This window comes from Actinomycetospora sp. NBRC 106375, from assembly GCF_030269665.1.
Classification (GTDB): Bacteria; Actinomycetota; Actinomycetes; order Mycobacteriales; family Pseudonocardiaceae; genus Actinomycetospora.
The window spans coordinates 81,583-100,905 of the sequence record NZ_BSTS01000022.1 but is presented as its reverse complement, the minus strand read 5'-3'; the positions used below and the strand labels follow the sequence as shown (position 1 = coordinate 100,905).

At 74.8% G+C, this 19,323-nt stretch carries 19 protein-coding genes; 9 read left to right on the top strand and 10 right to left on the bottom strand.

Features of this window, described 5'->3' with window-relative positions:
* Positions 1-142 precede the first annotated feature (142 nt).
* The 7 genes from QSK03_RS27950 to QSK03_RS27920 form a co-directional block, all read right to left on the bottom strand.
* On the bottom strand, positions 143-1,759 hold the full coding sequence (locus tag QSK03_RS27950; protein ID WP_285658858.1) for an IucA/IucC family protein: 1,617 nt from the start codon (positions 1,757-1,759) through the stop codon (positions 143-145).
* Positions 1,756-3,360 carry an IucA/IucC family protein gene (locus QSK03_RS27945; protein WP_285658857.1) on the bottom strand — a complete coding sequence of 535 codons (1,605 nt, stop codon included), beginning with the start codon at positions 3,358-3,360 and terminating at the stop codon, positions 1,756-1,758. Before QSK03_RS27945 ends, QSK03_RS27950 begins: the two co-directional genes overlap by 4 nt.
* Positions 3,361-3,365: 5 nt before the next feature.
* On the bottom strand, positions 3,366-4,313 hold the full coding sequence (gene sbnA, locus QSK03_RS27940) for a 2,3-diaminopropionate biosynthesis protein SbnA (RefSeq protein WP_285658856.1): 948 nt from the start codon (positions 4,311-4,313) through the stop codon (positions 3,366-3,368).
* A gap of 198 nt (positions 4,314-4,511) precedes the next feature.
* Positions 4,512-4,940: a PPOX class F420-dependent oxidoreductase gene (locus QSK03_RS27935; protein WP_285658855.1), complete on the bottom strand. Its 429-nt coding sequence runs from the start codon at positions 4,938-4,940 to the stop codon at positions 4,512-4,514.
* Positions 4,941-4,971: 31 nt separating this feature from the next.
* Positions 4,972-6,225, bottom strand: coding sequence for an MFS transporter (locus QSK03_RS27930; RefSeq protein WP_285658854.1), 1,254 nt, complete (start codon positions 6,223-6,225; stop codon positions 4,972-4,974).
* 29 nt (positions 6,226-6,254) lie between these two features.
* The gene (locus tag QSK03_RS27925; RefSeq protein WP_285658853.1) at positions 6,255-7,430 is read right to left on the bottom strand and encodes an alkane 1-monooxygenase; all 1,176 of its coding nucleotides are present in this window, start codon (positions 7,428-7,430) and stop codon (positions 6,255-6,257) included.
* 79 nt (positions 7,431-7,509) lie between these two features.
* A complete protein-coding gene (locus QSK03_RS27920) occupies positions 7,510-8,103 on the bottom strand; it encodes a TetR/AcrR family transcriptional regulator (protein WP_285658852.1) in 594 nt (197 codons plus the stop codon).
* Between the two features lie 269 nt (positions 8,104-8,372).
* Here QSK03_RS27920 and QSK03_RS27915 point away from each other — a divergent pair, with 269 nt between their 5' ends.
* Positions 8,373-9,188, top strand: a complete 816-nt coding sequence (locus QSK03_RS27915; RefSeq protein WP_285658851.1) for a hypothetical protein — start codon at positions 8,373-8,375, stop codon at positions 9,186-9,188.
* Between the two features lie 90 nt (positions 9,189-9,278).
* Here the strand turns inward: QSK03_RS27915 and QSK03_RS27910 are convergent, their stop codons facing one another.
* Positions 9,279-10,553, bottom strand: a complete 1,275-nt coding sequence (locus QSK03_RS27910) for a cytochrome P450 (protein ID WP_285658850.1) — start codon at positions 10,551-10,553, stop codon at positions 9,279-9,281.
* Positions 10,554-10,810: 257 nt separating this feature from the next.
* On the opposite strand from QSK03_RS27910, the gene QSK03_RS27905 reads away from it, so the two are divergent.
* Together QSK03_RS27905 and metX are read left to right on the top strand one after the other, a co-directional pair.
* Complete coding sequence (locus QSK03_RS27905; RefSeq protein ID WP_285658849.1) at positions 10,811-12,118, top strand: bifunctional o-acetylhomoserine/o-acetylserine sulfhydrylase; 1,308 nt, start codon at positions 10,811-10,813, stop codon at positions 12,116-12,118.
* Between the two features lie 13 nt (positions 12,119-12,131).
* Positions 12,132-13,277, top strand: a complete 1,146-nt coding sequence (gene metX, locus QSK03_RS27900) for a homoserine O-acetyltransferase MetX (protein ID WP_285658848.1) — start codon at positions 12,132-12,134, stop codon at positions 13,275-13,277.
* Here the strand turns inward: metX and QSK03_RS27895 are convergent.
* On the bottom strand, positions 13,272-13,583 hold the full coding sequence (locus QSK03_RS27895; RefSeq protein ID WP_285658860.1) for an ArsR/SmtB family transcription factor: 312 nt from the start codon (positions 13,581-13,583) through the stop codon (positions 13,272-13,274). The two genes, metX and QSK03_RS27895, sit on opposite strands and share 6 nt — an antisense overlap.
* A 152-nt stretch (positions 13,584-13,735) precedes the next feature.
* On the opposite strand from QSK03_RS27895, the gene QSK03_RS27890 reads away from it, so the two are divergent.
* The 5 genes from QSK03_RS27890 to QSK03_RS27870 all read left to right on the top strand — a co-directional run bounded on the left by QSK03_RS27890 (position 13,736) and on the right by QSK03_RS27870 (position 17,833).
* Positions 13,736-14,881: a DUF418 domain-containing protein gene (locus QSK03_RS27890; protein ID WP_285658847.1), complete on the top strand. Its 1,146-nt coding sequence runs from the start codon at positions 13,736-13,738 to the stop codon at positions 14,879-14,881.
* A 93-nt stretch (positions 14,882-14,974) separates the two neighbouring features.
* Complete coding sequence (locus QSK03_RS27885; RefSeq protein ID WP_285658846.1) at positions 14,975-15,337, top strand: cupin domain-containing protein; 363 nt, start codon at positions 14,975-14,977, stop codon at positions 15,335-15,337.
* 63 nt (positions 15,338-15,400) lie between these two features.
* Positions 15,401-16,129 (top strand): alpha/beta fold hydrolase, encoded by a 729-nt coding sequence (locus QSK03_RS27880; protein ID WP_285658845.1) that lies wholly within the window; start codon positions 15,401-15,403, stop codon positions 16,127-16,129.
* A 40-nt stretch (positions 16,130-16,169) separates the two neighbouring features.
* Positions 16,170-17,066 (top strand): oxidoreductase, encoded by an 897-nt coding sequence (locus tag QSK03_RS27875; RefSeq protein WP_285658844.1) that lies wholly within the window; start codon positions 16,170-16,172, stop codon positions 17,064-17,066.
* Between the two features lie 20 nt (positions 17,067-17,086).
* On the top strand, positions 17,087-17,833 hold the full coding sequence (locus QSK03_RS27870) for a PaaI family thioesterase (RefSeq protein WP_285658843.1): 747 nt from the start codon (positions 17,087-17,089) through the stop codon (positions 17,831-17,833).
* Here QSK03_RS27870 and QSK03_RS27865 read toward each other — a convergent pair.
* A complete protein-coding gene (locus QSK03_RS27865; protein WP_285658842.1) occupies positions 17,821-18,477 on the bottom strand; it encodes a VC0807 family protein in 657 nt (218 codons plus the stop codon). The two genes, QSK03_RS27870 and QSK03_RS27865, sit on opposite strands and share 13 nt — an antisense overlap.
* 21 nt (positions 18,478-18,498) lie before the next feature.
* Between QSK03_RS27865 and QSK03_RS27860 the strand changes: the two genes are divergently transcribed.
* Complete coding sequence (locus tag QSK03_RS27860; RefSeq protein ID WP_285658841.1) at positions 18,499-19,311, top strand: PaaX family transcriptional regulator C-terminal domain-containing protein; 813 nt, start codon at positions 18,499-18,501, stop codon at positions 19,309-19,311.
* Positions 19,312-19,323: the final 12 nt, after the last annotated feature.

The window sequence follows — 19,323 nt, the reverse complement described above, 5'->3', positions numbered from 1 at the left end:
CAGCATCGCGTCCATCAGTCGCATCCTGGCCTGCCGCTTCCCCGCCATGGGCACACCCTCGGCGATGATCAGGCGACACATACGGTGAGACACGACCCGAGACAGAACTCATGGGACTAGACAGCCCCGATAGGGGCCCCAACTACTCACATAGGGGGTTGGGGACGTCGTGGACGCGGAGCTCGGTGTCCGGCCAGAGACGGCGGGTGGTGAGCTTCTCCACCGACAGGGTCGGGGCGAAGACGTCGAACACCGCGAGCCGATCGGCGAAGCCGGGCACCCGCGCCGCGTGGTCCCGGATCGCGCGGGCCGCGACCGCCCAGAACTCCTCCTCGGCGAACCCGTACTCGCCCGCCAGCAGGTACGCGATCTCGGCGAGGTTGACGAAGCACAGGCAGTCGAGCAGGAACCCGGTGACCTGGGTCGGGTCGTCGGTCTCCAGGAACGAGTTCGCGTTCGGGTGGTCGGCGGGCGGGGCCTCGAGCACCGGCCCCGGCGCCGCCAGCAGCGACCGCGAGAAGCGCACACCGTCGTGGAAGTCCTTCAGCGCCACCCGCGTCGGCAGCCCGCCGGCGTGCACCAGCAGCATGTTCTGCGCGTGCGACTCCAGCGCCACGCCGTGCACCACCAGCAGGTGCACCAGCGGCAGCACGGTGGCCGTGACCAGACGCTCGGTCCAGGCCCGCGGCCCCTGCTCCCGGATCCACGGGTCGATCAAGGGCACGCCCGCCGCCGACCGCGACGCCAGGCCCGGGAACGGCACCGCGCGCTCGCCGGGGTGGAGGTGGACGTGCAGGCTCTCCCGCCAGATCGCCCCCAGCCCGGGCTCGACGCTCACCCCGAGGATCTCGCGCAGGACGATCACGCGGGCCTTCTCGGCGAGGACGGGGTCGCCCGCGACGATCCCGGCCAGCCAGTCCGAGATCGGCGCCGCGTTGCGGACGGTGTGCGGCGCGAGGCCCCGCGACGTCGACGTGTTGGTGATCGCGAGGGGCATCTTCACCGACGGCGCCCGGGGCACGTCGATCCGCGCCAGCGTCCGGATCGACGCCTGGGGCCGCCAGACACCCTCGTCGGGACCGCCCACCCGCAGCGTCCCCGACGCCAGCGACGCGGCGTGCGCCGCCGCCACGTGGTGGTCCCACTGCCACGGGTGGACCGGGATCCCGACCCGGCCCGCGGGCGCGCTCCACACCGCCGCCGGGTCGAGCCCCGCCGACGCCGAGACCGACACCAGCGACGGGTCGGCGTCGAGCAGCACCGGGTGCACGGTGGGGGCGAACTCGGGGGTGTAGGCGAGCAGGTCGCCCACCCCGAACCCGGTCCGCGACTTGTACGCCGGGTGGTAGCGATGCCCGTCGGCGACGAGGGCCTCGAGCACGTCGTGCCCGGCGTCGGGGTCCAGCGGGCCGTCGGGGCGCGCCCGCAGCGCCAGCGCGTCGCCCAGCACCGTCGCGGTCAGCTCCTGCCCGAGCCGCGCCCGGCACGCGGGGTCGGCGCGCACCGGGGCGTCGGCGAGGAACTCCCCGGGCGTCACGGCGGCGCCGTCCCTCGTCACCGGCGAGGTCAGCCGCACGCGCCCGCACGACGGCGTCCGGACGAACTCCACCGCGAACGGCCCGGCGCGGGTCCCGGGCCCGCCGTCACCGGCCATGTCGACGGCGTCCTCGAGCACGAGGGACTCGACGAGCTGGGTCAGCACGCGCTCCCGGACCGGGCCCGCGGCGGCCAGCGCCGCGGCCACGTCGGACGGGGTCACCGCACGGCCCGCAACGGGTTCGGCACGAGGGCGACGCCGGCGGGCATGCTCGTCCCGGCGGACGGGCCACGCTCGAGCAGCGGGCGCAGCACCGTGCGGTAGGGCCAGGTGTCGGCGTCGAGGAGCACGGTCTCCAGGGTGCCGCGCACGGTCGGGCTGCGGGTCGCCGCGACCGCGTCCTCGACCGCCCGGCGGATCACGGTCCACCAGCGCGCCTCCGCCGTCCCGGTGTGCCGCACCAAGGCGTCGACGACACCGCCGAGACCGACCTCGACGGCCAGGGTCGCGAAGAAGCCGATCAGGGCGCCGGGCGAGTCGAGCCGCAGCGACTGGGTGCCGCCCGGCGCGAGCCGGTAACCGGGGTCGGACACCGAGAGCCAACGAGGGTGGACCCGCACGGCGTCGTGGTCACGCAGCACGAGGCCGATCCGCCCGGGCGACACGTCGAGCAGCACGTTCTGCCCGTGCATCTCGGGCAGCACGCCGTGGCGCAGGAACCCGATCCCGGTCCCGACGACCGCCTCGACGACCGCGGCGAACACCGCCTCCGGGTCGCCGAGCTCCGCCAGCGGGCCGTCCCACGCCGGTGCGGCCAGCGCGGCCAGCGGCAGCCGGACCGCTCCGGCCGGCGGGGGCAGGCGGCGCACCATCGCGGCGAGGTGCCCGGGCCGGTCGGCGAACTCGTCGCTGCCGTCGGGACGCGCGAAGCCCGCCCAGGCGGTCTCGTCGGCGACCGCGACCCGCCCGCGCAGGTCCGGGTCGGCCGCCAGTACGTCACGCAGGACGCGCTCGCCGCGCTGGGCGTGGTCGAGCGAGCGCGCGCCCAGCAGCCGCGCCGAGCCCAGCGTCGTCACCCCGAGCGGCAGCTTGAGGTGCCGACCGCCGCCGAGGTCGAGGGTGCGCAGCGAGGCCGTGGCCCGCCCGGCCCCGACGCCCCGCGCGAGGGGGATCACGGTGCCGTCGGCGAGCTCCCGCCGGAAGGCGACCGGCAGGACGTGCTCGCGGTCGAAGGGGTGCACGGGCAGGGCGACGTGGGTGTCAGGAGCCCCCGGGGCGTCGTCGAGGTAGAGCGGCGACGCTCCCCGGCGCACGTGGTCCCGGCGCACCCCCACCCAGTCCAGCGGCACCTCCGCGCCCGGCCCCCAGCGGTCCACATCGGCCCGCGTCCACCCGGCGACGGCCCGCGCGGTCGGGTGGAACGGTCGCCCGCGCGCGGCGGCCAACCGTTCGCCGGCATCCTCACCCAGCCCCCCGGTCGGCACGGGCAGGACGTGGTCGACCGCCGTCCGCACGTCGCGCGCCACGACGTCGACGCACGGCGCACCGGGCGCGAGCAGGCACAGCACCTCGGCCGGATCGGTGACCTCCCGCAACGAGGCCCCGGCGAGCACCGGCCCGTCGGCGTACCGCGTGCGCTGCAGGACCCCGCCCGCTCGGGCCTGCCAGGCGAGGCACCCGCCGTCGGCGGTCCGGAACCGCACCCACGTGCCCGGCCGGCCCTCGGGTCCGGGACCGAGCGACGCCCGCCCGGCGCCCTCGACGTCCTCGGCCACCGCCGCGTCGAGCAGATCGCGCAGCACGAGGGTGGCGGGGTCGGTCACCTCGCTCACGAGGAGCCGCGCCGGGCGCGCGCCCGGTCGAGCCAGGCGTCGTCCCACACGCGGTCGAGGTAGCGGTCACCGCGGTCGGGGAAGATCGCGACGACGCGCGCCGGCGGCGTGATGTCGGCGACGACGCGGCGCACGGCCGCCACCACGGCACCGGTGGAGCCGCCCGCGAAGATCGCCTCGGTGGCCAGCAGCTCACGGCAGGCCTCGGCGGCGGTCGCGTCGTCGACGGCGACCACCCGGTCGATCTCGGCGGGGGAGTGGAGCTCGGGGACCCGGCTCGAGCCCAGCCCCGGCAGCTCGCGGCGCCCACCGGGTCCGCCGAAGATCACCGACCCGACGGCGTCGGCCGCGACGACCTCGAGCGGGTCACAGACCTCCCGCAGCCGCCGCGCGCACCCGAGCAGACTGCCGCAGGTGGAGACGGCGCCGACGAGGTGCGTCGGCGGCACGGTCAGCGCGTCCGCGAGCTCGGCGCCCGTCCCGTGGTAGTGCGCGAGCCAGTTGCCGTCGTTCGCGTACTGGTTGATCCACACCGTGTCGGGGGTGGTCGCGAGGACCTCGTGCACGCGGGCGAGACGGGTGTGCAGGTAGCCGCCGGCCAGGTCGGGCTCGTCGACGATCTCCACCTGCGCCCCGAGCCCGCGCATGATCGCGACGTTGGCGGGGCTGGCGTGGGGGTCGACGACACAGGTGAAGCCGAGGCCGTGCAGCCGGGCGGCCGTGGCCACGGCGACGCCGAAGTTGCCCGAGCTCGACTCGACGAGGTGGCTGCTCGGCGGGATCGATCCGTCCGCGAGCCCGCGGTCGACGATGAACCGGGCGGAGCGGTCCTTCATGCTCCCGCCCGGGTTCATCAGCTCGAGCTTGGCGAGGACCTGCACGCCGGGGCGCGGGAACATCCGCCCCAGCTCCACCAGCGGCGTCGCGCCGACGGCCCCCTGCACCGAGTCGAGGATCGGTTCCGGCCCCGGGTCGAGCCCGGGGAGTCCACCGGTGGGGCCCGGTCGGGGCCCACGGGCGAGGGTCACTCCCACCTCCGTCGCGACGTGGCCGGGCGGGGTCGCGCACCCCGACCCAGGCAACCCTAACCACGCGCGACGCTCGCCGATCGGGCGACCGTGAGGGGTCCGGAGCCTCCCGGATCAGCCCACGTTGTCGGGGTTGTCGGAGGCCTTGTGGGCGCCCCAGCCGTGCCAGCGGTCGACCTCGATCCACGCCGCCACCCGCTGGCGGTCACGGACGGGGTAGTCCTTGCCGGTGTAGTGCTGCGAGCACCGGTCGATGATCGCGAGGTCGGGGTCGTCGGCCCACTCCACGACGTGGCCCTGCATGCTGACGTGGGTGTACCAGTCCTCCTCGGCGAGGACGGTGAGCGAGACCCGCGGGTCCTGGCGCAGGTACTCGACGCGCTTGCGCGCGGCATCCATGTTCACCAGCACTCGGCCGTCCTCCCACAGGTACCAGGTGGCCACGGACACCGGCTGGCCGTCGCCGCGGATCGAGGTGATCACGCTCGGGTTCGGCTTGCGCAGGAAGTCCTGGACCTCGTCGGGCAGCGGGGGGCGGGGCATGCGGGATTCCTCTCGTCGGCTGGTGCGCCCGTCAGCGACCGGTCTCGCCGGCCGCGGGGCAGGGCGTCGCCGGTGCCGTCACCGGGGCGGCGGCCCGCCGGGCGCGCAGCACCAGTACCCGCGCGACCACGGCCGTGACACCGAGGACGACCACGACCAGCCCGTAGACCTCGGCGACGGGCCGCAGCCCGACCTGCACGGCCGCGACGCCGGCGACGACCGCGGGCAGGCTGAAGGCGAGGTAGGCGATCGTGTACGCGACGGCCATGAGCTCGCCGCGGGTGTCGGGACGGGCGATGCGCGCGAGCGTGCCGAAGCAGGCCAGCGACGCCGACCCGAACCCGACGCCGGCGACGACGGTGCCGAGGGCGGTCACCGGCGGGGCGCCGAGCGCGAGCCCGCCGAGGGTGACGAGGGTGCCGAGGGCGAGCAGCCCGCCCGCCGGGGCGAGGAGCGTCTCGGGTGCCCGGCGGTAGAGGACGACGGCGCTGAGCGCCCCGACACCGCAGAGCAGGGTGACGACGACGCCGCCGAGCAGGTGGCTGTGCAGCCCGAGGATCTCCGCGGCGACGGACGGGCCCAGCGAGAGGTAGAGACCGCCGAGCGCCCAGCTCGCGGCCAGGGTCGGGGCGATGGCCAGGACGTCCGCGCGCAGCCCGGCGGGGATGCGGACGCGCGGCCGCAGCGACGCCACGGCGCCGGGCCGGCGCGGCGCGGTCTCGGGCAGGAGCGCGAGCACCACCGCGACGACCGCGAACCCCGCGAGCAGCACGCCCCACACCAGCCGCGTCGGCGCCGGCGCGTACTCGACGAGCAGGCCGCACCCCAGCGCGCCGAGGGCCAGGCCGATCAGCGGCGTCGTCGCGTTGGCGAGCCCCGCGCGTTCCGGTCGCAGGTCGACGAGCGTCGCCGCCATCGCGGTGATCGCCGCCCCGGTGGCGGCGCCCTGCACGGCCCGGGCGACCAGCAGCATCGTCACGTTGCTCGCGACGAGGAACAGCACCACCGCGACCGTCTGCACCAGCAGGGCGCCGGCGAGGACGGGGCGTCGCCCGAGGTGGTCGGACAGGCCGCCGACGACGAGCAGCGAGGCGAGCAGGAACAGCACGTAGACCGCGAAGATCACGGTCAGCGTCGCCGCCGAGAAGCCCCACTGCGCCTGGTAGACGACGTAGAGCGGGGACGGGACGCTCGACGCGGCCAGGAAGAGCACGACGACCCCGGCCACCGCGGCGAAGAGCCGGCCGCGGCGGGCGGGGTCGAGGCTGTCAGCAGGTGCCGTCACGTAGGAGGCCAACACCTGCGTCCCTGGTTCTATGTCCGGGCGTAGCGGGAGAGGTAGCGCTCACGCTTGCGCGGGTGGATGTTGGCCAGGCTGACGTCGCCGTCGTAGTGGGCGAGCACCTTGCGGTCCATCATCGCCCGCCACACCGGCGGGAACAGGGCGACCACGATCATCGAGCCGTAGCCGCTGGGCAGCTGCGGGGACTCCTCGAAGTGGCGCAGGGTCTGGTAGCGGCGCAGCGGGTTGGCGTGGTGGTCGGAGTGGCGCTGCAGCTGGTAGAGCAGCAGGTTCGACACCGTGTGGTCGGCGTTCCAGCTGTGCCGGGGGTCGGTGCGCTCGTAGCGGCCGTCGTCGCGCTTCGCGCGCTTCAGGCCGTAGTGCTCCAGGTAGTTGACCACCTCGAGCAGGCTGAACCCGACCATCGCCTGCAGGACGAGCCAGGGGAGCACGACGGGACCGAAGGCGACGGTCAGGGCGACGAACAGGACGACCGTCATCGCCCAGGCGACGAGGATCTCGTGGTCCCACGGGCCTTTCCGGCCCTTCGACCGGCGCTTGGTCTCCAGGTGCCACGACGAGCGCAGGCTGCCCCACACCGTGCGCGGCAGGAACGTCCAGAAGCCCTCGCCGAGCCGTGAGCTCGCCGGGTCCTCCGGGGTGGCGACGCGGACGTGGTGGCCACGGTTGTGCTCGACGTAGAAGTGGCCGTAGGCCGAGCTGGCGAGCGCGATCTTCGACAGCCAGCGCTCGACGTCCTCGCGCTTGTGCCCCAGCTCGTGGGCGGTGTTGATGGCGACGCCGCTGACGACACCCATCGTCAGGGCGAGGCCGAGGTCGGCGTGCCACGGCAGGTCCCACGTCGCCCAGACCCAGCAGGAGAACACGAGGCTCGCGTACTGGATCGGCAGGAACAGGTAGGTGACCCAGCGGTAGTAGCGGTCGGCCTCGAGGCGCTCGCGCTCGGACTCCGGCGGGTTGTCGTCGGTGGCGCCGAAGATCAGGTCCAGGGCGGGAAGGACGACGAACAGGATCATCGGCCCGACCCACCACCAGCCCGACCAGCCGGTCGCGGTGACCAGCCCGGCGCCGAGGAACGGCATCCCGGGCATGACCGTGGCCAGCGGCCACAGGTAGCGCTTGCGGTCCCGCCAGGGGCGCTGGTCGGTGACGTCCGTGGTGACGTCCGTGGTCTCGGTCGTGCTCATGGGCCTGTCTCCCTCGACGTGACGGCTCGCGACCGAGCATGCGGTGTGAGCCGTTCAGAAACAAGACCCGATTTTTGTCTCAGTTTCGCGTTCGGGTGAGCGCTGCGACCAGATGGGCTACTCGCTGGCCGACGTCGACGGGGTCGAGGGCCGGTGCCACCACGTGCGAGATGACCAGGCGCACGACCGCGTCGACGGTCTCCTCGATCTGCGTGGGCAGCAGGTCCGGGCGCTGCTGCTCCAGCCACGTCGCGATCAGCGCGCGCGCCGACTCGCGGATCGACTCCGATCGCGAGGTGAGGAACGGCAGCAGGCCCGCATCGCCCGACCGGCTGCCCGTGAGGACGGCCTTGAGCAGCGGGTTGTCCGACGCCTCCTCGAGCGTGAGCCGTGTGGCGGCGGCGACGGCGTCGGGGACCTCCGTGTGCTCCGAGAGCGCCGCGGCGATCGCGGCGAAGAACCGCTCGGCCTCCCGGGTCATCAGGGCCTCGCCGAGCCCGTCCTTGTTGCCGAACTCGCGGTAGAGCGTCGGCCGCGACACCCCGGAGTCGACGGCGATCTCGCCGACGCGCACCCGCTCCCAGCCCCGCTCGACGGTGTGCTCGTGCGCGGTCGCGAGGACCCGCTCGCGCACCTGTCGCCGGAACTCCAGGCGCAGGGACTCCCCGGTCATGGAGCCAGTGTCACGCACCGCAACCGCCGAGGTGTGCGGAGCACGACACTCACCCCCGGTCGGGCTCTTCGGGCCTCTGGTCCGGGCCCCTACGACCTGCGCATTCGGCGCTGTTGGTACGTCCGAGGAGCAGTCACTCGTTAGGCTGAACCGACGGACTTCGACCTCACGGGCAACTCACCGGTAACGACCGCGACCGAGCACCGATGAGCGCGCAGACCGCCGGGCTCCCCGGCGTGGTTCAGCCGTTCGGCCGAAGGGGTCCGCGCATGATGGTCCGTCCCGCCCGCCCGCTGCCCAGCGTGATCGTCGGTGCCCTCCTCGTCGGATCCCTGGGGCTCGGGGCGGGGTCGGCGTGGGCGGCGGAGGACGGCGATCCGTGCCACGTCGGCGTGCTGCAGGGTGAGGTCCACGGCGACGACTGCGTGAACGCGCTCGGCGTGGTGCTCGGATCGCTCGCGAACGCGGTCCTCGGCCCGGTCGTGCCGCAGGCGCCGGCGTCGGCGACGGAGTCGGCGCCCTCGACCCCGAGCAGTGCCGGGGGAGCGGTCGCCGGGGTGACGGAGGCGGTCGGGGGTGTCCTCGACGGCGTCACCGGCACAGGCGCCTCGGGGGCCGCCGGTCAGGGGGCGGGCACGCCGGCGGGAACGGGCGCCGCGGGCGCCGCGAACAGCACGCCGGCCTCCGGGGACGCCACGGGCGGCGGCGCGCCGGCGGTCGGCGGCGGGGCTCCGGTCGCGCCGGCGTCCGCGGTCATCCCCGCGCCCGACGTCCGGGGCGCGCCGGTGGCGTTCGCCGCCGCCGGGGGTCTCGCGACCGCGCGGGTCCCGATGCTGAGCTTCGGTCCGGCGAACCCCGCCCTACTCTTCGCGCCGCTGGGCAGCCCGCTGCGCACGCTGGCGGGTCAGGGCGCCGGCTCACCGGTGACGACGTCGAGCGACGTCCAGGCGCTGGCGGTGGACGGGCTGCCGGGCGGGGTGGGCACGCCGACCGTGATCGCGGTGCTCGTCCTCGCCTCGCTCGGCGCGTTCGCCCTCCGCCACGTGGTGCTGCGACGGGTCCGGGGGGACGCCGACGGCAGCTGATCGCGATCCGGGTGACGGACGCACTCACCTCTGACGTCGTTCGTCACCGAGACGGCGATCCCGGTGCCGGCTCAGCGTCCTGCCGGCGCGTCACGTCCCCCGCGCCGCGTCCGTCCCCGCGAGCGCGACGGGCAGGTGCTTGATCCCGTTGACGAAGATGCTGCGCAGGCGGTCCGGCTCGCCGACCACGCGCAGGTCGGGCATCCCGGCGAAGAGCTCGCGGAAGAGCACGGCGATCTCGCGCCGGGCGAGGTGCGCGCCGAGGCAGAAGTGCGGCCCGTGGGCGCCGAAGCCCTGGTGCGGGTTGGGGGCGCGGCGCAGGTCGAGCGCGTCGGGCTCCGGGAAGACATCGGAGTCCCGGTTCGCGGCCCCGTAGACGAGCAGCAGCTTCTCGCCCGCGCTGACCGGCACGTCGCCGATCAGCGCGTCGGTCACCGCCGTCCGCCGCATCCAGTTGATCGGTGACGCCCAGCGCACGATCTCGTCGACCGCGGTCGGGGTCACCCCGTCGACGTCGGAGGACCACAGCTCCCGCTGCGCGGGGTCGCGGTGCATGCCCCAGACGCCGTGGGTGATCGCGTTGCGCGTGGTCTCGTTGCCGGCGACGCAGAGCAGGATGAAGAACGACGCGATCTCCTGGTGCGTGAGCCGCTCGCCGTCGACCTCGCCGTGCACGAGGGCGGAGGTCACGTCGTCACCGGGCGACTCCTCGCGGAGCGCCGCCAGCTCGGTCATCAGCCCCGAGAGCCCGGCGCCGGCGGCCAGGTAGTCGCCGAGGGGGTTCTCCGAGGTCACGTACTCCGGGTCGTCACCGGCGAGGATGACGTTGGAGTGCGCGAAGACCTCGTCGCGGCGCGACTCGGGGACACCCATCATCTCGCAGATGATCAGCAGGGGCATCGGCGCGGCGACGTCGGCGACCAGGTCGAACGAGCCGTCGCCGGCCACCGCCTTCTCCCGTGCCGACGACACCACCGACCGGGCCACCCGCGTGACGTCGTCCAGCAGCGCCTCGGTGCGCCTCGGGGTGAACGCCTGCGCGGCGATGCGCCGGATCTTGGTGTGGCGCGGGGCGTCCATGCTGATCAGCGAGCCGAAGAACTCGTGCGCCTCGGCGGGCAGGTCGAGGATCGACACCGCGCCCTGCCCGGAGCAGAACAGGTCCGGGTGCTTGCTGACGTACTCGACGTCGGCGTGCCGGGTCACCGCGCGGAACCCCGAACCCGTCGGGAAGCCCGGGAACTCCGGCTCGGCGAACCACGGCAGCCCGGCGTCGGCGCGCATCGCCGCGAACGCCTCGTAGCGCTGCGCCCAGGGCGCCGCCCAGAACTCGCGGTTCCCCAGGTCCACGGTCGACATCGCCATAGTTGGCAGGCTGCCAAAAAGCCGGGCGTCCCGCCACGCGGCGCACGTGAGTCCCGCGACCCCCGAGGGGCCGTCGGTTGTGCCCCACGCCCGGCGGCGGGAGGATCACCGGCGTGGTGCGGGTTGATCTCCAAGGGTTCTGGCCGAGTCGTCGCGTCGACGCGTTCGACGAGTGGTGTCGCTGAGGGGCAGCACCCCGCCGGACGACGAGCAGGACCCCGTATCCCCGCATCACCGACGATGGAGTTGAGCACCTCATGACCGACGCGAGCGCCGGCTGGTCGTTCGAGACCCAGCAGGTCCACGCGGGCGCGGCCCCCGATCCCGCCACGGGCGCCCGGGCCACGCCGATCTACCAGACGACGTCGTACGTCTTCCGCGACACCCAGCACGGCGCGGACCTGTTCAGCCTCGCCGAGCCGGGCAACATCTACACCCGGATCATGAACCCGACCCAGGACGTGCTCGAGCAGCGCGTCGCCGCCCTCGAGGGCGGTGTGGCCGGCCTGGCGTTCGCGTCGGGCAGCGCGGCCACCACGGCGGCGATCCTCACCATCGCGGAGGCCGGCGACCACTTCGTCTCCAGCCCGAGCCTCTACGGCGGCACGTACAACCTCTTCCACTACACGCTGCCGAAGCTCGGCATCGAGGTCTCGTTCGTCGAGGACCAGGACGACCTCGAGCAGTGGCGCCACGCGGCGCGGGAGAACACCAAGCTGTTCTTCGCCGAGACGATCGCCAACCCGGGCTCGAACGTCCTCGACGTCGCCGGCGTCGCCGGGGTCGCGCACGAGGTCGGCGTCCCGTTCGTCGTGGACAACACCGTCCCGACGCCCTACCTGCTGCGCCCGATCGAGCACGGCGCCGACGTCGTCGTCCACTCGGCCACGAAGTACCTCGGCGGGCACGGCACGACGATCGCGGGCGTCGTCGTCGACGCCGGCACGTTCGACTTCGGCGCCCACGGCGACCGCTTCCCCGGCTTCACCGAGCCCGACCCGAGCTACGGCGGCCTGAAGTACTGGGAGGCCCTCGGCCCGGGCGCGTACGCCGCGAAGATGCGGGTGCAGCACCTGCGCGACACCGGGCCGGCGATCAGCCCGTTCAACGCCTTCCTCATCCTGCAGGGCATCGAGACGCTGTCGCTGCGCATCGAGCGCCACGTGCAGAACGCCCAGGCCCTGGCGCAGTGGCTCGAGGCGCGCGACGAGGTCGAGCGCGTCTACTACGCCGGTCTGCCGTCGAGCCCGTGGTACGAGGCCGCGACGAAGTACCTGCCGAAGGGCGTCGGGGCGATCGTGTCGTTCGACCTGCGCGGCGGGGTCGAGGCCGGGCGCGCGTTCGTCGACGGCACCAGCCTGCACTCCCAGCTGGTGAACATCGGCGACGTCCGCAGCCTCATCGCCCACCCGGCGTCGACCACGCACAGCCAGCTCTCCGAGAACGAGCAGGAGTCCGCGGGCGTGACCCCGGGCCTCGTGCGCCTGGCCGTCGGCATCGAGAACGTCGAGGACCTCAAGGCCGACCTCGAGGCGGGCTTCACCGCGGCCAAGGCCGCTCAGTGAGAATCCTGGCTGCGTGACCGACTCACTGGAGACGACCGTGACCGTCCTCCCTCCCGCCACCGGTGCGTGGCGGGAGGGGGACCCGGTCGGCGACCGGCGCTTCGTCGACATCGGCCCGGTCGCCCTCGAGAACGGCGAGACCCTCCCCGACGTCCGGGTGGCCTACGAGACGTGGGGGGAGTTCGACGGGTCGAACGCGGTGCTCGTGCTGCACGCGCTGACGGGCGACAGCCACGTCACCGGCGATGCGGGGCTCGGGCACCCGACGCCCGGCTGGTGGTCGGGGATGATCGGGCCGGGCCGGGCCGTGGACACCGACCGCTGGTTCGTCGTGGCGCCCAACGTCCTCGGCGGCTGCCAGGGCACGACGGGGCCCTCCAGCACGGCGGCCGACGGGCGGCCGTGGGGGTCGCGGTTTCCGCGGACCACGGTGCGCGACCAGGTCGCGGTGGAGGAGAAGGTCGCCGACGCGCTGGGCATCGCGCGCTGGGCGGCGGTGCTCGGCGGGTCCATGGGCGGGATGCGCGCGCTCGAGTGGGCCGTCATGTACCCGTCGCGGGTGGAGCGGCTGCTGCTGCTGTGCTCGCCGGCGGCGGCATCGGCCGACCAGATCGCCTGGGCCGCCCCGCAGATCGCCGCCATCCGTGACGACCCGAACTGGCACGGCGGCGACTACCACGACCTGCCGCGGGGCCACGGCCCGCACCTCGGCCTGGGCGTCGCCCGGCGGATCGCGCACAACACCTACCGCAGCGCCGAGGAGTACGACACGCGTTTCGCCCGGCGGCACCAGCCGGGCGAGGACCCCGACGCCGGGGGGCGCTACGCGATCGAGAGCTACCTCGACCACCACGCCGAGAAGCTCGTGCACCGCTTCGACGCCGCCAGCTACGTCGCGCTCACCGAGGCGATGAACGGCCACGACGTCGCCCGCGGGCGCGGCTCGCTGCGCGAGGCGCTCGAGCGGGTCACCGCGCGCACGGTCGTCGCGGGGTCGTCGTCGGACCGGCTCTACCCGCTGCACCAGCAGGAGGAGCTCGCCGCCCTCATCCCGGGGGTCGCCGACGTCCGGCTCATCGACTCGCCGTACGGGCACGACGCGTTCCTCATCGAGGCGCGGCGGTTGGAGCAGATCCTGGCCGAGCTGCTGTCGCTATAAGGTCGCCGGCTGGTCGGCGACCTCGTGCAGCAGCGCGTGCACGGTCTCGTCGGCCAGCCGGTAGCGCACGACGCGGCCGGCCCGCTGGGTCGCGACGAGCCCCTGGGCCCGCAGCAGGCGCAGCGCCTGCGACGTGGTGGTGTCCTTGAGGCCCGCGGCGACCGCGAGGTCGGACACGCAGATCTCGCCGGCCGTGTGGATGCAGAGCAGCAGGGTCAGGCGGGTGGGGTCCGCGAGCAGGGCGAACCGGGTGACCCAGGCGTGGATGGTGTCGCCCGCCGGCAGCGAGGCGACCGCGTCGCACACCTTGTGGTCCTCGTCGAGCGCGCGGTGGCGCTGCTCGGCGCGGGCGGCGTCCTCCGGGGTGCCGTCCGAGGGCTCGGTGAGGTGCACCGACCCATCGTGTCATCCTCACGCGACGCCCGGGTGACGGCACGAGCAGTGGGGGGACGACCAGCGTGACCGGACCGACGGGTCTCGCCGCACGGCGCGTCACCCCGGACCTCGCCCGCGGGCTGATGCTGGCCCTGATCGCCATGGCCAACGCGCACCTCTACCTCGTCGAGCGCCCGATCGGCTACCGCGGCTACCCGGCCGGGCTCACCGGCGGGGACGCGGTGCTCGCCGCGGTCCAGATGGTGCTGGTCGACGGGCGCGTCTACCCGTTGTTCGCCGCCCTCGTCGGCTACGGCGTCGCGCGGTTGGCCGAGCGGGCGCCGGACGCGGCCGACAGTGTGCTGAAGCGGCGCGGCCTCGTGCTGCTCGGCATCGGCGCCCTGCACGGGTTCCTGCTCTTCCCCGGCGACATCGTCGGCGCCTACGGGCTGGTCGTGCTGCTGCTCGCGCCGTCGCTGGCCGGCCCGCGGCCGGTGTCGTCCCGGGCGCTGGCGGTGCTGGCCGCGGTGTTCGCGGGTCTCTCGGTGCTGCTCGGGGCGGCCCAGGGCATGCCGCAGGGGGCGCCGACGGTGCCGTCGGTCGCCGCGCCGACCCTCGGCGCGTTCCTCGGCGGGCACCCGGCCGAGTGGCTGGTGACGGCCGTCTTCTCCGCGCTGCTCACGGCGCCGGCGGTGCTCGTCGGCGTCGTGATCGCGCGGACGCGGACGCTCGACGAGCCCGCGGCGCACCGGGGCCGGCTGGCGTGGTGGGCGCAAGGGGGCCTGCTGGGCTCGGTGGTGCTCGGGCTCCCGCTGGCCCTGGCCGTCGCCGGGGTCTGGGCGCCGTCCGGGATCGTCGGCGCGGTCGCGGGCGCGGCGCACACGGCCGGCGGCTACGCGGGCGCGCTCGGGCTGCTCGGGGTGATGGGTCTGCTCGGCTCGGTGCGCTGGCCCGGCCGGGACCTGATCGCCGCGTCGGGGACCTGGTCGATGACGCTGTACCTGTCGCAGTCGGTGGTGTTCGTGGCGGTGTTCGCGACGGTCGCGGGCGGCCTCGGTGCGACGGCGTCGCTGACGTCTGCGACGCTCGTGGGCCTGGCGACCTGGCTCGTCGGGCTCCTCGTCGCCGGCCCGCTCGCCCGTGCCGGTCACCGCGGCCCGGCGGAGCTGGTGGTCCGCCGGCTGACGTATCCGCGTCGCACGGTGACCACGACTGGGCCGGACGAGTGACTCCGGCTGTCGGTGAGCCGCGGGGCCGCTCACACTGAGCGGCCCGCGGGGGACAGGTCCCCGCGGAGACAGGAGAGCACCCAGGAGATCACCATGCCCGCGATCGAGCACCGGGACATGTCCGCCCCCGACGAGACCCGCGCGCCGGAGAAGACCACGCTGCAGGTGGTGTCGCTCGGCGGCGCCTCCGTCGCCCGCCTCACGCTCCAGCCCGGGTGGCGCTGGTCGGCGTGCATCAAGCCGGTCGTGGGCGGGACGAGCTGCCAGGCCGCGCACCTCGGCTACCTGGTGTCGGGCCGCATGCACGTGGTGGCCGACGACGGCACGGAGGCCGACCTCGGCGCGGGGGAGTGCTACCGGCTCGAGCCCGGGCACGACGCCTGGGTGGTCGGCGACGACCCCGTGGTCGGCCTGGAGTTCGAGACCAAGACGGCCGAGACCTACGCCCGCGGCTGAGTCGGTATGTGAGCGATATTCACGGCTATGGCCGTGAATATCGCTCACATAGGGTCGGGGGCGATGAGGGAACTGCCGCCGCCGGTGCGCTGGTGGGGGCACCCGCTGGGCGAGGCGCGGGTGCACCTCGAGCTGGCGCGGCTCCTGGCCAGCGACACGTGGCGCGGCGGCGACGTCCCGCACGGCGACGGCGACCCGGTGCTGCTGGTGCCCGGGTTCCTCGCCGGCGACCTCACGCTCGCGGTGCTGCACGACTGGCTGCGCCGCGTCGGCCACCGCTCCTACCGCTCCGGGATCAGCTGGAACGTCGACTGCTCCGAGGCCGTCGTACGCCGCCTGGACCGCAGGCTCACCGAGGTCGCCGAGCGCGCCGGCGCCCCCGTCACCCTCGTCGGGCACAGCCGCGGCGGCCTGCTCGCCCGCGCCCTGGCCGCCCGCAGCCCCGAGCGCGTGTGCCGCGTCGTGGCGCTCGGCAGCCCGCTGGCCTCGCAGCTCGACGCGTCCGTGCTGACGCTCGCGGCGGTCGGCGGCGCCCGCGTCGCCCAGAACCTCGTGCGCCCCCACCGCCCGCACTGCCTGACCGTCCGGTGCCCGTGCCCGTTCGGCGGCGACCTCGTCGCCCCCGCCGCGCCCCCGCTCGTCTCGATCTGGAGCGCCGAGGACGGGATCGTCCGGCCCTCGTCGTGCCGCCCGGACGACGCGGAGAGCATCGAGGTCCGCGGCAGCCACATCGGGCTCGGCGTCAACGTGGAGGTCTACCGCCGGCTGGCCGAGGTGCTCGTGCGACCCTGACCACCGTTTGGCCCCCCGCCGGTCAGGGCACGATGGGCGCATGGCTGTGTGGACCCCCGCCGACATCGGAGACCAGACCGGGCGGACGTTCGTCGTCACCGGCGCCAACTCGGGGATCGGGCTCGAGGCCTCCCGGGAGCTGGCGCGGGCCGGCGCCCACGTCGTGCTCGCCGTGCGCGACACCGAGAAGGGTGCGAAGGCCGCCGCCGAGATCGGGGGCGACACCGACGTCCGTCGGCTCGACCTGGCCGACCTCGCCTCGGTGCGCACGTTCGTCGCCGACCTCGACGGGCCCGTCGACGTCCTGGTCAACAACGCCGGGCTGATGGCGATCCCCGAGAAGCGCACCGCCGACGGCTTCGAGATGCAGGTCGGCACCAACTTCCTCGGCCACTTCGCGCTGACCGGCCTGCTGCTCGACGTCGTCACCGACCGCGTCGTGACGCTCTCCAGCGCCGCCCACCGGATGGGCAGCATCGACCTCTCCGACCTCAACTGGCGCCGCCGCCGCTACCAGCGCTGGCTCGCCTACGGGCAGTCGAAGCTCGCCGACCTGATGTTCGCCTACGAGCTCGAGCACCGGTTCGTCGCCGCCGGATCACCCCTGCGCTCGATGGCCGCCCACCCGGGCTACAGCGCCACCAACCTGCAGAGCCGCACCGAGTCGGTGCAGGACGCGGTGATGGGCCTGTTCAACAAGATCGTCGCCCAGGGCCCGGAGATGGGCGCCCAGCCGACGCTCTACGCCGCGACCGTGCCCGACCTGCCCGGTGGCACCTACGTCGGCCCGAGCGGGTTCCAGGAGATCTCCGGGCCGCCCGTGCCGGTCGGCTCCACGGTCGGGTCCCACGACCGCGAGGTGCAGGCCGCGCTGTGGGACCTCGCGTCCGAGCTCACCGGGGTGACGCCGCGCATCCGCGCCGGCGCCAGCTCCTGACCACGTCGACGGAGGCGCCGTTGGCGCAGCTGCGGCGCTGCGTCGACGCCGACCTCCCGCTCGCCCCCGTCCACGCCGTCGTGGGCGCCCGGCTGCGCGCGATCGAGCCGGGCCGGGCCGACGCGATGATGGCGGCTCCTCCCGAGGGGCTCGACGCCGCCCTGTGGCTGCTCGCCGACTTCGTGTCGGGTCTCGCGGTCACCGGGACGCTCGGCGCCGGGGAGCGGATCACCACCCTGCGCCTGACGCTGCACGTGCTCACCCGCGAGGTCGCCGGCGGGACCCTCGCGGCCGTCGGCTGCCTCGACGAGCGCGGGCCGGACGTCGCGCTCTCCACCGCCGTGATCACCGACGCGGCCGGGGCGACCGTCGCCCGCGCGCACGGCCGCAACGCGATCCTGGCCGACGCGGTCGCCGCCGCCACCCGCGTCGGCGCCGCGCCGGACTGGTCGGCGCCCCCGCGGTCGGCCGTCGACCTCGTGGTCGAGGGAGCGCCGCTGGACCCGCTCGCGGTCAACTACGCGGGCGTCGTGCAGGGCGGGGTGCTCGCGTCGCTGCCCGCGCGGGCGCTCGAGCCGCTGCTGGGCGGGCCGCCGGACGAGGCGAGCGCGTCGTTCCTGCGCGCCGTGCCCGCCGACGGGCGCGCGGTGCACACGGAGGCCGAGCTCCAGCACGGGGGCCGGCGTCTGCGCACCGGCCGGGCCGCGCTGCGCGACGCCGACGGCCGCACGGTGCTGACCGTCGAGGGCCTGCGCTACACCGCCTGAGCCAGGGCGGCGGTCCGCGCCTCCCCGGCACGTCGCGACCGCCGGGCCCACACGACCGTCGCCGTGATCAGCAGGGCGATGACCACGGGCGGCACGACGGCGTTGACGACGACCATCGTCGCGACCGGCAGCCGGTAGGTCAGCACCGCCCGGGCCACGGCCTCGACGACGAACGTCGCGCCCCACATCAGGGTCAGGCCGCGCTGCGTGCGCCGGAAGCCCGGATACGCCCACAGCCCGTTCCACCACGCGACGCGCTCCGGGTCGCCGTTCGTGGCGAACCGCCGCCCGAACAGGAACATCAGCGGGCGCGACGTCGGCACCGTGACCAGCAGGACGAGGCCGAACAGTCCGGTCACCGCCGACTCCTTGAGCAGGATCAGCCGCGGGTCGTCGAAGAAGAGCGCCGCGACGACACCGAGGGCGAGGAAGACCAGCACCACGGTGCTGAACTCGTCGAGGCGCCGCCGCCACACGGCCGTGATCACCAGCTCGGCCACCGGGCCGATCGCCCCGAGCAGCAGCGCCGGGACCTCGCCGACGCCGTGGTCGGTCGCGACGTCGTAGGCGACGATCGGGAACGCGACGCTGAGCAGCGCCGTGAGCACCCAGGGAAGGATCTTCGCCACCGTCGGCCCCCACATGTGACGCTAGGATTCACGAGCGTGAGCGAGAGCGTAGCGCGTCGGAGCCCCACCGTGGGCCTCGTCGCGTACCTGTTCGCGATCTCCGGGCGCGAGGAGCTGCCCGGGGCGGCGCTGGTCGAGCTGCTCGGCGAGCTCGGTCTCACGCCGGCCGCGTCCCGGCAGCTGTTCGCCCGGATGCGCGCGGCGGGTCAGCTGGCGGGACGTCGCAGCGGTCGCCGCACCCACCACCGCCTCATCGGCCCGATCGCGGCGCAGGTGGCGTCGCTGCAGTCCGCACCACCGCCCCGGGAGCCGTGGGACGGGCAGCTCCACGCCGTGCTCCACCACGTCCCCGAGCGCGAGCGCGCGTTCCGCGACCGGCTGCGTCGCGTCGCCGGCCTCCTCGGGTACGGGTCGCTGCAGCCCGGGGTGCTGGTCGCCGCCGCCGACCGGTGGGCGGAGCTCGAGGCCGCGCTGGGGCCGGTGCCGCCGGACGCGGTGGTCCGCCGCGCGCGGCTGGCGCTGGACGCCCCTGACGTCCCCGGCGCGGTGTCGGCGGCGTGGGACCTCGACGGCCTCGCGGCCGACCTGCACGGCCACCACGCCGCGGTCCGCGCCGCGCTCGCCGAGACCGACGAGCCGCCCGCGACCGCGGACACGGTGCGCCGCCTCGCCGCCCTGACGAACCAGGCCAACGTCGACCTGCTGCGCGACCCTGGCCTGCCGCCCGAGCTCCGGCCGCCCGACTGGCCGGGCGATGCCCTGCGCCGTGACCTCGGCGCCCTCGCCACGCGCTGGCTGCCGTCGGCGCGCGCGTTCGTCGCGTCCCGCGTCGCGGCGCACGGAGGGTGACGAGCCTCGCCT